The organism is Leuconostoc palmae, assembly GCF_019656075.1.
Taxonomy (GTDB): Bacteria; Bacillota; Bacilli; order Lactobacillales; family Lactobacillaceae; genus Leuconostoc; species Leuconostoc palmae.
Genome location: NZ_BPKZ01000001.1, coordinates 83915 through 97183 on the forward strand (window position 1 = coordinate 83915; position 13269 = coordinate 97183).

The following is a 13269-nucleotide window of genomic DNA, read 5'->3' on the forward strand; positions in this document are numbered from 1 at the left end:
TTACTCCCTTACAAAGCGTCTTCCCATTGAATAAGTTGACTGCAATTGCATATCTTTTTTATTGAAAATATTAAGATCAGCATCTTTACCTATGGCAATGTGACCTTTTTGTGTCAGACCAAACTCTAGCGCTTGATTGACTGAGCTCATTTGAACAGCATCTTCAATATTCGCCGAGGTCATCGTCTGAATATTACGAAAAGCATCATCATAGGACAACACTGAACCAGCTAAGTGTCCATTATCCAAGCGCGCTTGCTTTTCTTTAACTGTTACTTTTTGACCACCTAATTCAGAAATACCATCACCTAACCCTTCTGCTCTCATAGAATCGGTAATAAGCTCTAACCGTTGAGATCCCTTCAAACGGAATGCTAACTCAAGCATATCCGGCTTAATGTGAAAACCATCAGCGATTAATTCCCCAGTAATTGATGGCTCTATCATACCATGCCCAGTAACACCTGGTTCACGATGATGAAGCGGACGTTGTGCATTATATAGATGTGTAATATGTGTTGCTCTAGAATGCAACAGTTGCTCTCGCGTGGCATTAGAATGACCAATAGATGGCACAATATTATGTGCTAACATAAATGACTCAAACTCTGGTATGCCACCATTTTCTGGCGCATAGGTTACTAATCTAATACGTTCTCCAGACAAAGCATACCATTTTTTTAATAGATTAGTATCGGGATTAATAATATATTTTTCAGGCTGTGCACCCATAAAAACTTTATTAATAAAAGGTCCTTCTAAATGAATACCCTGAATAACCGGATTATACTGTGCAACTTGATTAATTGTGATTAATGCGCGTTCAATGTTTTCTGGTGATTGCGTAATAGTTGTCGGAAAAAGGGAAGTAATACCCTCTGTAACCATCAGATTAACCATTTTATTGAGTTTGTCAGGATCACCATCCATTGTATCTAATCCATAACCACCGTGTTTGTGAACATCAATAAATCCAGGTACTACTAAACGGCCTAAGGCTTCTTCAATAACTTCATCATCTGGCTGTTCAGAAAACGTATCCATGTACCCAACATCTTGAATGACATCTGTAAAACGTACATAAGCATTAGCCATATGTTGATAGCCAGTGTATAAATCGATATTTTTCAGTAGTTTTGCCATGATTAGTTACGAGGTAGTCTAACTAATTGTCAGTAGCACATTGTTGCTGACTTATTAAAGACACTTGTATACCTCTCCTCCTTATACATCTACTTACCATTATAATTGGTATAGACCGATTTTGCAAATTTAAAAATAAAAAACGCCGTAGCGTTTTAGCATTGTTATATTAATTTACTATCATTTATCCCAGAAGCATACTTATGGGCTACCTTAGAAGCAGCAGCAGCAGCTAATGCACCGACAATATCATCTGCAAATGTTGTCACAGCAGCAGTTGCTTTCCCTTTTCTATCTAGTTCACCGACTAACCCTATTTTAAGTTTATCAATATATCCATAATTGGTAACACCAATCGTATCATAGGACATTGCAATCGCAGTAGCAAGTGTTTCATCAACTCCAAACAAAGAATCATCATTTGCAACTAAATCTTGTAAGGGAGATTCAAGTAGTCCTGCTTCTGCAAGTCTATCAAGCTCTAATGCGACCCAAATTTGATGTTGAACAACACGTTTATGCAAAATACTTATAACAGCTTCTTCAACTTGTATAATCGATAATTCTGGTAGGTAGGCTTTTTCGCTGTCATAAGCAATTTGCGCGATTGCACGAATATCGATATGATGTCGCTTTAACTTTTCAACTGTATTTTCATAGGTTGCGTATTGCATAGTATCCCCCTTATTATGTCACTAAGTATAACTAAAAAACATTTGTTTATCAAAGCTAATTTTTCAACTTGCAATCTGCAATGTAACACTGTAAAATATATAGAGTAATTGCCCCTTGGCCAAGCGGTAAGGCGGTGGCTTCTGGTGCCACTATGCGTTGGTTCGAATCCAACAGGGGCAATTTCTAAACAGTCTGTAGACTGTTTTTTTTATACGAAAAATCAATTATAGTGCCACTTGGGGGTTATAAGATGTCAATTAAACTCGAACCATTTTCAGAAGCCACTATTAAATATGTATATGAAGTCAAGTATGGGACATCATCTGATAAAGAATGGATGGCTTTTAATGGTCCCTACTTTAATGATCCAGTACCTAGTTGGTCTCAATTTAACAGTAATCGTTCACATCTTTTCAACGATCACCATCGTTTAATCTGGTCAAATCAAGAAATTGTTGGTGAAGTATCAGCGTATTAGGTAGATGGTCACTTAGAATACTGGTTGGAGATTGGCATTTTAATTTACCAGAAACACAACTGGGATCAGGGCATTGCTACAATAGCAATCAAGCAATGGTTATCAGAATTATTTAACCTTCACAAAGACTTACCACATATCGGATTAACGACCTGGTCTGGCAATCAAGGTATGCTTAAAGTTAGTGAAAAAGCTGGTTTAGTTCATGAAGGTAGTATTCGTCAGGTTCGTTATTGGCAAGGTCAATACTATGATTCTGTTAAGTACGGTATATTACGATCTGAACAATAATTTAACATTGAGTTTAATAAAAAAATTGCATCTCTCGACAACATGTGTTAAATTTAACCTGTAGTTTAATATTTGACAATCTGGGGTGCCATTTGGCTGAGATAAAACCCATTGAACCTGATCTGGTTAGTACCAGCGCAGGGAGCATTGCGCTTTAATGTGTATTTTAGCAAACGCTTGGTTCATAAATAACCGAGCGTTTTTATTTTGTCTAAAATACAGATGACTATTGCACTTTGCCAGACATAAAATACAAACTACAAATAATTTTATGGAGGCATATTTATATGCAAACTGTTTCAAAATCAAAGCGAACACGCTGGGCGTTACGTGATGTATTACTTCTGGCTTTTGTCGCTGTCTTTATTGGATTTATATTCTGGATACTTGGCCCAGTATATAATATTTTATCAGCAGCACTCACACCATTTGGATTAGCACCATTTGCCAATGATATGATACTAGGTGGTTGGATGATGGCTGCTCCTTTAGCCAGTATTTTAATTCGCCAAGCTGGGGCTGGTATTCTTGGTGAAGTGTTTGCTGCAGCAGTAGAAATGTTGATTGGCGGTCAATGGGGTGTTGCTACCCTTTTGTCAGGCCTTGTTCAAGGTATCGGTTCAGAAGCTGGATTTGCGCTACTAGGTTATAAAGACTGGCATTGGCGTGGTATCTTTGTCTCTGCTTTTACTGGAGCAGTTATAACCTTTGTTTGGTCTTTATTCCGTGATGGTTATGCATCATATCATATTGGATTACTGATCGGGCTATTTTTAACTCGTTTTGTCTCTCTATTATTTTTTGGTGGTGTACTAGTTATTGCTATTCAAAAACTAATCGAAAAATCTGGTGTGCTAAAACGTGGCTAATTTTAAAATTGATCAAGTGACTTTTGCCTACAATGATCATCCAATCTTAAAGAACGTTACTTTACAACTCAAGCCGGGGTCGTTTAATTTGTTAGTTGGGCCAAGTGGTAGTGGCAAATCAACGTTGTTAAAGCTCTTATCAGGTCTTTATCCCACTTTTAGTGGTGGGCAGCTGTCTGGTACATTAACTTTAGATGGCTATTCAGTTGATGATATTGTCCCTTTTCAACGTGTCACACACATTGGCTATTTATTTCAAAACCCTTCACGTCAATTTGTAATGGAAACACCTTTTGAAGAGTTGCAGTTCACACTTGAGAATTTACAAATTGACGCTAACGAAATTCCTAATCGCATTGAAAAAGCTATCACTCAGGTTGGCATGCAAGATTTCATGTTTCATGATTTAATGACTTTATCTGGCGGTGAAAAACAAAAAATTGCTTTGGCGGCAGTTTTAGCTGCTGACAGTGACTATTTATTACTAGACGAGCCTTTTGCCAATGTTGATCTTGCAGCAAGATTGGACTTAATCCAACTAATTAAAAAATATCAACTTAAAGGTAAAACAGTCCTGATTGCTGATCATGATTGGAGTGGTTATGCAGATATTATTGATGATATATTCATCCTGTCTGTAGGAGAATTACATCAAGCCAATGCAACTGAACGGACTCATATTTTATCTCAATCAACGATTACCCCAAAAGTTGTCACTTCATTGCCTATGCAAACTGAATCTATTATTGACTTATCATCTGTTCAAATTAAAAATGGTGAGCGTTTGTTACTTGATTCTGCTACTTTATCTTTTTTTAAAGGTAAAAAAACACTGATAACTGGTCCTAATGGTGTTGGTAAATCAACATTATTTAATGCATTGGTCAAATTATATCCTTATAGTGGTAAAATATTTTTCCAATCACAAGATATTGCTAAACGAAAAAACAAATATCATGTTCGAGATGTCGCATTAGTATTTCAAAATGCAGAACAACAATTCCTTGCAATGACAGTTGAAGAAGAACTCAAACAGGCCCAAAAAACAAGTTTACAACCAAAGTTATGGTCAAATGAACAACTAAGTAGTTTACTGAAACGTTTAGACTTAGCAGGCCTTGAAAATCATATTGTTTATCAATTATCTGGTGGGCAACAAAAAAAACTTCAAGTTTTACTCATGTTAATGACTAATTCACCTGTGTTGCTATTTGATGAACCTTTAGCGGGATTAGATAGCCTATCTCAACAAAACTTGTTAGCTGTTATTGATGAAGTTACCCGACAACAAAATCAAACTATCATCGTCATCAGCCATCAGTTACATGTTGTAACACATTGGTTTGATTACCATCTATCGTTTGATCATCAACAACTCATTTATCGAGGTACCAAATCATGAATCCTTTAATTAAATTTGGCACAATCATGATCATCGCTTTAGAGTTAACATTTATTAAAAGTGTCACAATTAATTTGATACTTGTCTGCATCAGTGCCCTTCTTTACCTTGTTTTAAAAATTAATTGGCGTCAATGGCTTTGGCTAGTTCTGCTCCCCATTTTGCCTGGATTAGGCTCATGGTTTTCGCTAATGTATTTTGGTACTGGTGATCATGTGCATATGGCTTGGGTCATGTTAACACGTGTCTTTGCCTATCTATGGTTAGGTGGATTGTTTACCCTAAAGTTAACTGATGAACGTACATTATTTTTAGAAACGTTAGCACAACGCGCACATTTGAGTACAACATTTGTTTATGCCTTAGTTGGGGTACTCAATTTTATTCCAGCTGTCAACCAGCAAATCAAAACTATTAGAATAGCCGCACAAATGCGTGGGAATACCTTGCATATATGGCATCCACAGCTTTACTTTAAAGCTATTTTATCAGCCATTCGCTGGTCACAAAATTTAGCTGAAGGTATGGTTAGCCATGGTTTTACGGAAGGCGCTCGCAGAACACACCTCACAGTAGTGCATATTAAAAAACACGATTGGATTATCGCTACTATTATTCTTGTCGCTTTCCAAATATTATTACTACCGCATTGGTATTAAGGAGTATCGTCATGTCTTTTTCTGATAAATTACTTAAACAAGCACAACCCATTATGGATGCTATCATGGTACATCCATTTGTTGAAGCAATCGGTAATGGTCATGTGCCCGATAACGTTTTAAATTATTATGTTGAACAAGATGAACACTATCTGAAAGATTATTTACGCGTTACTGCATTAGCCATAACAAAAGCAACATGCTCAGAAGATATCGATAATTTTCTAGCAACAGCTCAATTTGTCCAAAATGAGTCACGTGCACACCAGATTATACTCGATATCACAGGACATCAAGTTGAAAATTGGCGATGTGAACCTGAAACAAAACGCTATACAGATCACATGTACACAGCTGCATATCATGGTACTTATGCCGATACAATTGCAGCTCTTTTACCTTGCGCATGGAGCTATGCTATAATTGGCGAAAAGCTTGTCTCACGTGGTGCTAATCATGCTAATAATCCATTAAAAGAATGGATTGAACTTTATGCACCACAATTTAATACAGAAATGCCTGATTACAATGATTGGCGTTTTAAATCTCTCAATCGTGCAGTAGAAAGTCTTAGTGCTATCGAAAAAGAACAGGTCACTCAGACATTCTTGTTTAGTTTAGAAATGGAATGGCACTTTTGGAACGCAGCTTGGTATCAAAATCATTGGCAATTTGAATTCTAATAATAAAAAAGGATAGCTATTCAGTCTATCCTTTTTTATTATTCACTTTTATTTTTTAACTGCATCCCTAGTATAATGCCTAATACTGGTACGATAACAAACCATGCACTTGTCTTCATTAATGATGAACCAATTGTTTTATTCGTATCAAAATAGGTAATCAATAATGAAGCAACTACCACACTACCTGCCCCAATGACTTGACGCATTGTCGTAATTAATGCTGTACCGTGACTGACTAATGATTTAGGTAATACATTATTAGCAGCTGTCACAGCTGGCATCATAACAAAGGCATTACCCCCTTCAAGAAGCATGGCGGCCACAAGGCCAATTAACCAAGACTTTATCCCAACTAAGGCTAATAAACCATATCCTACAATCATCATAATCATACCGATATAAACTAACTTTTTTAACCCAATTTGATTTAATAATTTACCTGTCCGTGGATTTAATTGACTTAGAAAAACTGCAGCAGGCACCATTAACAAACCAGACCATAATGGTGTCAAATGAAACACTTGTTGATAAAATAGTGGCATTAACACTGTTGCGATGATTAAGCCTGAATATGAAACACCAGTTAACAGTAATCCTGGCAAATACCCTTTATACGTTAACACTTTTAAATCTAAAAAGGGGGTGTTTAACTTAAACTGACGTACCACAAAGATAAATAACAAAAATACACTAATGACCATAATAGTCCACCAAATTGCATTAATACCCATGCTTTTTAGACTTGAAATATCATATAAAATACCGCCAAAACCAATTAAAGTAATAGCTGATGTCCAGTCAAACTGAGATGGTTTCATCTCATGTGTATTTTCAATTAAATGTTGGCAACTCAAGATTATAGTGACTAAAATAACTAAGAATAATGCAAAAAGCGCACGCCAAGATACCCATTGTAAAACGACACCAGAAATAATTGGTCCTACAGCAAGTGCTGACCCCATAACTAACCCAACAACACCCATTGTAACCCCACGCTTTTCTTTGCTGGTATTTTCTATGATCACACTTTGAAAAGTGGGAAATAAGGCACCGACAGCCATCCCCTCCAATAAACGACCAATAATGATACCTAGAAAATTAGGTGTCAGCATGGCAATCAAAGTCCCTAATAAAAATAATCCAACGATGGCATTGAGAAGTATTTTCAATTTAACATTATTTAACAACCATGGACTCAAAGGCATAACTAAAGTCATGGCAACCATGAAACCGGTTGTTAACCACTGCACTGTACTCGCATCAACATGAAAGCTAGACATTAATATTGGATACGCTGTTGTCATTGTTGATTGACTAATTGACATTGTAAATGATATCGCTAGTAATACTAGTGAAAACGGTGTCAACTGTCTCACATTTTTAAACATAAAATAACCTCCTTTATTTATAATCATTCTAAACTATTTGCGAATTTTTTGCCAATCAATAAAAAAACACAGTCATCACAACTATGCTCGTCTTGGTTTCGGATTTAATTTAAACCCATAAAATGTGGTACCTTTAAACGTTTGTTTTGCTAATTTTCCAGTTGCTATGTAGCTTGCCCCACGTTTTGATTTTGCTGAAAAACTAATCTCTTTCCCTTCAATTAATTGTTTGAGTTCATCATCAGTAAAAGTATGATTCCCCCATACTTTGGCAAAACTAATCGTTTCTCCTTTAAATTCTGCTGTAACTTTCTCAGTTATCGGCTTTTTAGCTACGGCTTTTGGTTTCCCTAACAATAATTCTAGTTGTTCAGCATTAGCCAACATAATTGGCATATCATGTTCAACAACTTTTGTAACAGATGATAATAAATTAGGCATTGTTAAATCAAATTGACCAACTTGATCCATCATTTCAAACAATCGTTTGGTAATTTTAGGTGAAGCAATCCAAGTATCTTTTACCATAACCGCAGAAACATTACCGGTTTCTGTTAATGTTAATTTACCTCGTGCTTCTTTAATCATCGCTTTTGTACCGCGTGACATTTCGGACAATGTTGATACACGTGTAGCACCTGTTCCAACATTATGTTTTTCTAAAAATGCCATAATCCATTTTGTTGTGGGCGCTTGCGGCTTCTTATTAGCCCCTTCGTGGAGATAAGGCTTCGCTATCGGACCTAATGAACCAGTTGTGACACTATCGTCTTCTTCCTCTTCTTTAATTGCTCGTTGCGCATCATATACTGCCTTAAAATTTAATGCAATAGGGACATTGTAAGCCGTCTTAAATACAGGATAGTCTTGTAAATCAGCAGTAACATGATCGTAAATATAGTCTTCAGCCAGCATAGCTAAATAATTTTTTGCCAAGACACGATATATTTCTTGGGCACTATCCCCAAATTTAGATAAACTAGCTAACTCATTTGGCACATTTTCGCCAGGACGGTTCGCACCGTGAGCACCTTGCGGTTTAACATGCGTTTTCCTCGGTTGTCGATGCCTTAAAAGAGCTGTATCAACACCGACAACACGCGCAATTTGATCAATTTTAGGCAATAACTCATTGAATTGTTCCGGTGTCACAGTTTTGTCTTCAGTTCTTGGGTAAGAGACAATTTGCGCTTCATACATTTTTTGATAAGTGCTTAATACTTCTTTTGAAGAAAATCCTTTTGGCGCTAAAATAGCTGCTAACCCGGCTAAATCTAATAATTTAGCTGGCGCTTGCGTTCGTGTCTGGTGTTTTTCATTGACTACCGCACTATCATGATAGTGCAATATATCTTTTTCAGCTTCTGATTTGTTATCAAAACGAAACGGTACTACTTCGCCATCAGGTGTTATACGCCCAAAAACGTGCCCAGCAGCATCTTTAAATTTAACTTCAAAATAAGGCTTTTTAACATATTGCTTAATGGCTGCCAATTGTTGATAAATTTGCCAAATAATAACAGATTTTAGGCGTCCTTGACGTGCCACAACTTTAAATCCTTGTTTTTTTGCGGCAGTTGTGGCAATTCTTGTTAACTGCATGGAAGCGAAATCCCAGCGATTCCGACTTTCCCCTTTGATGTAATCACCATCTTGAAACTTGTCAGAAACGTCTCGTAAGTTATGCATAGCAGTTTGAATGCCTTTGACAGATTCATCCATAAAATTAGCACGTAGCACCTGTCCTTGCCACTTGATCGCATCTAGCGCTTCCCAAGCTAATAATTCTCCTTCCCCAGAAGGATCAGTATCTGTAGCAATGATAATGGCATCGTAACCGGACTGAGCTTCTTTTTTTAAATCATCAATAATTTTTTTCGTGGACTCTGTTTTTCCAGTTCGCATATTACGTTGCCGAATGTAAGTACGTTGCCAAGAAAAATCATCCAAATTCCAAGGTAAATGCTTCACTAACCAAGATTTGTATTGTTTTTTCAACGCTTCCGACACCATTTCTTCGGGATCTTTTAATGTCATAACATGTCCACGTAAATTAGTGATGGTGTATGAAAAGTCATTAAAAACACCTTTTTTACCGCCAAGCGCTTTTGCAAAGTTTGCGGCAGCAGAGGGTTTTTCAGTTAATATCAAATAATTTGGCATGACGATTTTGTCTTTCTTAGAGAGTTATCTCAACTATTTTAACAGATTGTGACGTTATCAAGAAATCAAACACAAAAAGACTGATAACTAAAAGTTATCAGTCTTTTTCTTATTCATCAGTTGTTGGTTAATTCGTCTAGCATTATCTTGGCTTTGCCATTTTGAATAAAGAAATATAACCACATAAATAATTAAAAATGACGGGAAGGCATTCATGACTATCTTTAACGAATCAAAACTCAACCAGATAAATAGAGCATAGGTTAGCATTTCTAAAATGAAATGACTAATAAAAACAACAAGATAAGATAACTTATCATATTTGAAAATGATTGAGATTAATCCCATCAAAGCACTCATTGTCATTAGCAATGCAAATTGTTGCATAGACAAATAGACTTGACTGACTGTAACAGATAATAGCGAAAAAAATGATCCAATCGCAATTCCGGTAAGTACATATTTTATTATCAGCTTAATTAAATTCATTTTCCAATCCCCCTTCTAATAAGTTCAAAATTGATTTGATATATCTTCGAGACACAGTTACCCGTGCGTCATTCACTAAGAATGCATAATAATTACCAGAAAAAGCGGCTTCCATTTTAGATAAGGCATTAATATTTAGTGCCATTGATTTTGAAATTTGAACAAATAAGTTGTTATGATCATCTTGTAAAAATTGTTTTAATGTTTTACGTGTGGTTAATTGCTGATCATTTTTTAACGTGAATACAAGATTATTACCAAAACTTTCAACCACTAAAATATCAGATTGTTTAACAAAATGAATATTGTCAGCCGCTTTAATGACTATTTTTGTAGCCTCTTTTTTCTTATTTTGCAACTGCTTGGCAATAGCACTCATTTTTTCAATATCATGGCCTGAAATAACCACAGTGATGTCTTCTAATGTATCATCAACATTGATTTTTATTTCCATAGTCCATCTCCGGCGACCCTACACAGTTATTAGACTGCGCATGTTTTAAATTGACGATAAGATTTTGTTACAACAAATAGTATAGCTGTTACGATTAAAAATACAACTAATTTGAACAATTCATCTTTGAAATCTAACAATGTACTAGTCTGCCAATGTGTTGTGAGTGTCTCGCGAATTACTTTAAACGGTATCCAATCTGTGACTTTTGTAACCGTACTAGGTAAATCAAATGATCCCATGCTTCCTGTTAAAAATGCAATACCAAAGTAAAATAACATGGCAATCCCTTGAATCATATTGAATCCTTGGAAAACCTGCGCAATTGAAAATGATAATAGAAATAAGGCTGCTGAAAGCATCATAACGCTAAGATAGATATTAATAAGACTTATGGCAGATAAACTCGGTAACGGCAACACATAAGTTAGCACAACACAGTAGATAGTTGTTGTCAAAATAACCAAAATCAAAACCGACACAAATTTAGCAATTAATTGTTTTGTCATCGTATAACCAAATAAGACTAATCTCATCGTCACACCATCCGAGACATCACGCCCAAAAGCAATGGTAAAAGGTAAAATGACTAATCCTAAAGAAATCATTGGTAATAACGTCGAGAAAAGACTCTTAGCAAGGGCTTGATTCGCCATAACATTACTGGTGTCATGGTAGTTACCAATAACCAATATGATTGGCAATAATCCACCCACAATCATTGCAATACTATAACCAATCGTATTTTTTAATTCAAACTTCATATAATGCCACATAATCACTCACCTATTCTTTCCGCTGATACAGCAGCTAAAGCATTCAGATATATTAGTGTCACACTATTTCGTGTTACGGAAAACGGTAACCCGTGTTGATTGAGTTCACTAATAATTGCTTGCTGAGTCTCAACGTCATCACAAGCAATCGCTGTTTGCTTTTTTTCACCAATAATAAATCGTGCACTATCAGGTAGAGACATGTTAATGTCTTCAGTTTCTATAAGAATAGCTGAATAGCCAACGTGCTTTTCAAATAATGCAACGGTGGTATCATAAGCGACTAACTGTCCTTTTTCAATAATCAATAATTTATTAGCTAATTGTTCTAGCTCATCAAAGTAATGTGTAATAATCAAAACCATAGCTGGTTTATTAGCGTACCAAGCTTTAATTTTTTGCATCAAATGATAACGTGTTTCAAAATCTAAGCCTGTACTCAATTCATCAAAACAGGTTAGTTCGGCATCTTGATATAACACCATAATAATGGCCAAACGTTGTTTTTGACCGCCCGAGAGTTGCGCAAATTTCTTACTAAGATTTTTTTCAAAATCAAAAAATGAACTAATTCTTTCAATTTTTCATCTTTCTTATAACTAGTTTGGAGTAACCCCTCCATGATTGTGAGGCAGTTCACGGTATTAGGATAACTATTTTCTTGTAAATGTACTGCTATTTTTGCTGGTTTCTCAATGGTCCCTTGAAAACTGACTTGATTAGTCAATGCCTTAATTAATGTTGATTTTCCAGAACCGTTGCTCCCAATGACGCCGACAGTATCGTTAGTATCGATGACTAATTCAGAATTTAATGCCAGTGCTGTGACATTTCCATAATTAACTTTGACACGATTAAGTTTAAGCATATCTTTTTTCTCCCCATCACTTTTAATGCTTTAACTATATGATTTTAAAACACAAAAAAACCGCTTTTGTGATAAGCGGTTTTTAAATTGCTATAAGATACTACTATTAGTCGTTTAATAGACAACTTTGATTCAATATTAGCCAAAGAAATTTGTGACGTATCTGCAAACCATAATGGCAATGCCTCATCAGCAACAGCTGCGCCAACTCCAAGTGGTGTCTGCCCTGCCCCTTTAATAGCCTGCACACCAGCAATGGCATCTTCCAAACCGATAATTTCATGAGGCGCTAATCCCAGAATGTCTCCTGCACGATTAAATATCTCAGGATCTGGTTTACCAAAGTATAATGTACTTGGGTCTACCACACCTTTAAAATAATCTGTCAATTCTAACTGTTTTAAAATGTTAGGGGCATTTTTTGATGCACTGGCAATGCTAGCAACATAACCTTTAACTCAAACAAGGACAACGACTCTGGCAACTTCTGAATACTTGCAATCACATCTTTTAAAACATAATCACGGTCAATAATAACTGGTTCGTCATCGAGATAGCGTACACGGGTAATCTCTGTTGCCGGTTGCCCAACAGTCTCTTTATTTTCAAATGTAGCTGGTACATCCGCATCCTGAATACTAATTAACTGGGTATGCTCTTTTAAATCTAAACGATTTGACAGTTCTCGATAACTTTCTACATGCGATATTGGAAATGAATAACGATTATGCTTAATCACAAAGGTGCCTTTCCCTTTTATTCTCATGGCATAACCTTCATCAACCAACATCGCACAAGCAACAAGCGATGCCAATATTCAACAACGTCTAATGACCTATGTCTCTGACCAACAACGTCGAGCAATCGAAACCATTTTAAATTTAAATCAATGAATTTTAAAAAAGGTATTGACGACCGTCTCAAAACT

General features: G+C 36.0%; 16 protein-coding genes, 1 tRNA gene, 1 pseudogene and 1 riboswitch. Of the genes and pseudogenes, 7 read left to right on the forward strand and 11 right to left on the reverse strand.

From position 1 onward, the window contains the following. Together nagA and K5Q12_RS00400 are read right to left on the reverse strand one after the other, a co-directional pair. Complete coding sequence (nagA, locus tag K5Q12_RS00395) at positions 1–1143, reverse strand: N-acetylglucosamine-6-phosphate deacetylase (RefSeq protein WP_220741797.1); 1143 nt, start codon at positions 1141–1143, stop codon at positions 1–3. 164 nt (positions 1144–1307) lie between these two features. Then, positions 1308–1817 (reverse strand): phosphatidylglycerophosphatase A family protein, encoded by a 510-nt coding sequence (locus K5Q12_RS00400; RefSeq protein WP_220741798.1) that lies wholly within the window; start codon positions 1815–1817, stop codon positions 1308–1310. A 109-nt stretch (positions 1818–1926) separates the two neighbouring features. Between K5Q12_RS00400 and K5Q12_RS00405 the strand changes: the two genes are divergently transcribed. The 7 genes from K5Q12_RS00405 (at position 1927) to tenA (ending at position 6200) form a co-directional block, all read left to right on the forward strand. Beyond that, positions 1927–1998 (forward strand) — tRNA-Gln (locus K5Q12_RS00405). A 70-nt stretch (positions 1999–2068) separates the two neighbouring features. Then, complete coding sequence (locus K5Q12_RS07100; RefSeq protein WP_246570413.1) at positions 2069–2296, forward strand: hypothetical protein; 228 nt, start codon at positions 2069–2071, stop codon at positions 2294–2296. Positions 2297–2320: 24 nt separating this feature from the next. Further along, positions 2321–2587 carry a GNAT family N-acetyltransferase gene (locus tag K5Q12_RS07105; RefSeq protein WP_246570415.1) on the forward strand — a complete coding sequence of 89 codons (267 nt, stop codon included), beginning with the start codon at positions 2321–2323 and terminating at the stop codon, positions 2585–2587. A 71-nt stretch (positions 2588–2658) separates the two neighbouring features. Further along, positions 2659–2749: riboswitch (TPP riboswitch) on the forward strand. A gap of 125 nt (positions 2750–2874) precedes the next feature. Further along, positions 2875–3456 (forward strand): ECF transporter S component, encoded by a 582-nt coding sequence (locus K5Q12_RS00415; protein WP_220741799.1) that lies wholly within the window; start codon positions 2875–2877, stop codon positions 3454–3456. After that, the gene (locus K5Q12_RS00420) at positions 3449–4858 is read left to right on the forward strand and encodes an ABC transporter ATP-binding protein (protein ID WP_220741800.1); all 1410 of its coding nucleotides are present in this window, start codon (positions 3449–3451) and stop codon (positions 4856–4858) included. The genes K5Q12_RS00415 and K5Q12_RS00420 overlap by 8 nt, the downstream gene beginning before the upstream one ends. Further along, positions 4855–5517 (forward strand): energy-coupling factor transporter transmembrane component T family protein, encoded by a 663-nt coding sequence (locus K5Q12_RS00425; protein WP_220741801.1) that lies wholly within the window; start codon positions 4855–4857, stop codon positions 5515–5517. The genes K5Q12_RS00420 and K5Q12_RS00425 overlap by 4 nt, the downstream gene beginning before the upstream one ends. A gap of 11 nt (positions 5518–5528) precedes the next feature. After that, on the forward strand, positions 5529–6200 hold the full coding sequence (gene tenA / locus K5Q12_RS00430) for a thiaminase II (protein WP_220741802.1): 672 nt from the start codon (positions 5529–5531) through the stop codon (positions 6198–6200). A 38-nt stretch (positions 6201–6238) separates the two neighbouring features. Here the strand turns inward: tenA and K5Q12_RS00435 are convergent, their stop codons facing one another. The 9 genes and pseudogenes from K5Q12_RS00435 to K5Q12_RS00470 form a co-directional block, all read right to left on the reverse strand. Then, positions 6239–7591, reverse strand: a complete 1353-nt coding sequence (locus K5Q12_RS00435) for an MFS transporter (protein WP_220741803.1) — start codon at positions 7589–7591, stop codon at positions 6239–6241. An 81-nt stretch (positions 7592–7672) separates the two neighbouring features. Then, entirely contained in the window at positions 7673–9754 is a 2082-nt protein-coding gene (locus K5Q12_RS00440) for a DNA topoisomerase (protein WP_220741804.1), read from the reverse strand. An 87-nt stretch (positions 9755–9841) separates the two neighbouring features. Beyond that, positions 9842–10243 (reverse strand): DUF3021 family protein, encoded by a 402-nt coding sequence (locus K5Q12_RS00445; RefSeq protein WP_220741805.1) that lies wholly within the window; start codon positions 10241–10243, stop codon positions 9842–9844. Next, complete coding sequence (locus K5Q12_RS00450) at positions 10230–10697, reverse strand: LytTR family DNA-binding domain-containing protein (RefSeq protein WP_220741806.1); 468 nt, start codon at positions 10695–10697, stop codon at positions 10230–10232. Before K5Q12_RS00450 ends, K5Q12_RS00445 begins: the two co-directional genes overlap by 14 nt. Positions 10698–10726: 29 nt before the next feature. Then, positions 10727–11473 (reverse strand): MFS transporter permease, encoded by a 747-nt coding sequence (locus K5Q12_RS00455; protein ID WP_220741807.1) that lies wholly within the window; start codon positions 11471–11473, stop codon positions 10727–10729. A gap of 2 nt (positions 11474–11475) precedes the next feature. Continuing rightward, the gene (locus tag K5Q12_RS07215; protein WP_505744180.1) at positions 11476–12045 is read right to left on the reverse strand and encodes an ATP-binding cassette domain-containing protein; all 570 of its coding nucleotides are present in this window, start codon (positions 12043–12045) and stop codon (positions 11476–11478) included. Then, positions 11931–12341 carry an ATP-binding cassette domain-containing protein gene (locus K5Q12_RS07290; RefSeq protein ID WP_281418924.1) on the reverse strand — a complete coding sequence of 137 codons (411 nt, stop codon included), beginning with the start codon at positions 12339–12341 and terminating at the stop codon, positions 11931–11933. The genes K5Q12_RS07215 and K5Q12_RS07290 overlap by 115 nt, the downstream gene beginning before the upstream one ends. A gap of 119 nt (positions 12342–12460) precedes the next feature. Beyond that, positions 12461–12793, reverse strand: a pseudogene (locus tag K5Q12_RS00465) (HAD-IA family hydrolase); the annotation flags it as partial. Further along, the gene (locus tag K5Q12_RS00470; protein ID WP_220741965.1) at positions 12742–13131 is read right to left on the reverse strand and encodes a UTRA domain-containing protein; all 390 of its coding nucleotides are present in this window, start codon (positions 13129–13131) and stop codon (positions 12742–12744) included. The pseudogene K5Q12_RS00465 and the gene K5Q12_RS00470, both read right to left, overlap by 52 nt. Between the last annotated feature and the right edge of the window lie 138 nt (positions 13132–13269).

Coding starts and splice junctions, on each gene's coding strand:
- nagA (WP_220741797.1), bottom strand. CDS start 1,143: ATGGCAAAACTACTGAAAAATATCGATTTATACACTGGCTATCAACAT.
- K5Q12_RS00400 (WP_220741798.1), bottom strand. CDS start 1,817: ATGCAATACGCAACCTATGAAAATACAGTTGAAAAGTTAAAGCGACAT.
- K5Q12_RS07100 (WP_246570413.1), top strand. CDS start 2,069: ATGTCAATTAAACTCGAACCATTTTCAGAAGCCACTATTAAATATGTA.
- K5Q12_RS00415 (WP_220741799.1), top strand. CDS start 2,875: ATGCAAACTGTTTCAAAATCAAAGCGAACACGCTGGGCGTTACGTGAT.
- K5Q12_RS00425 (WP_220741801.1), top strand. CDS start 4,855: ATGAATCCTTTAATTAAATTTGGCACAATCATGATCATCGCTTTAGAG.
- tenA (WP_220741802.1), top strand. CDS start 5,529: ATGTCTTTTTCTGATAAATTACTTAAACAAGCACAACCCATTATGGAT.
- K5Q12_RS00435 (WP_220741803.1), bottom strand. CDS start 7,591: ATGTTTAAAAATGTGAGACAGTTGACACCGTTTTCACTAGTATTACTA.
- K5Q12_RS00440 (WP_220741804.1), bottom strand. CDS start 9,754: ATGCCAAATTATTTGATATTAACTGAAAAACCCTCTGCTGCCGCAAAC.
- K5Q12_RS00445 (WP_220741805.1), bottom strand. CDS start 10,243: ATGAATTTAATTAAGCTGATAATAAAATATGTACTTACCGGAATTGCG.
- K5Q12_RS00450 (WP_220741806.1), bottom strand. CDS start 10,697: ATGGAAATAAAAATCAATGTTGATGATACATTAGAAGACATCACTGTG.
- K5Q12_RS00455 (WP_220741807.1), bottom strand. CDS start 11,473: ATGTGGCATTATATGAAGTTTGAATTAAAAAATACGATTGGTTATAGT.
- K5Q12_RS07290 (WP_281418924.1), bottom strand. CDS start 12,341: ATGCTTAAACTTAATCGTGTCAAAGTTAATTATGGAAATGTCACAGCA.
- K5Q12_RS00470 (WP_220741965.1), bottom strand. CDS start 13,131: ATGTTGGTTGATGAAGGTTATGCCATGAGAATAAAAGGGAAAGGCACC.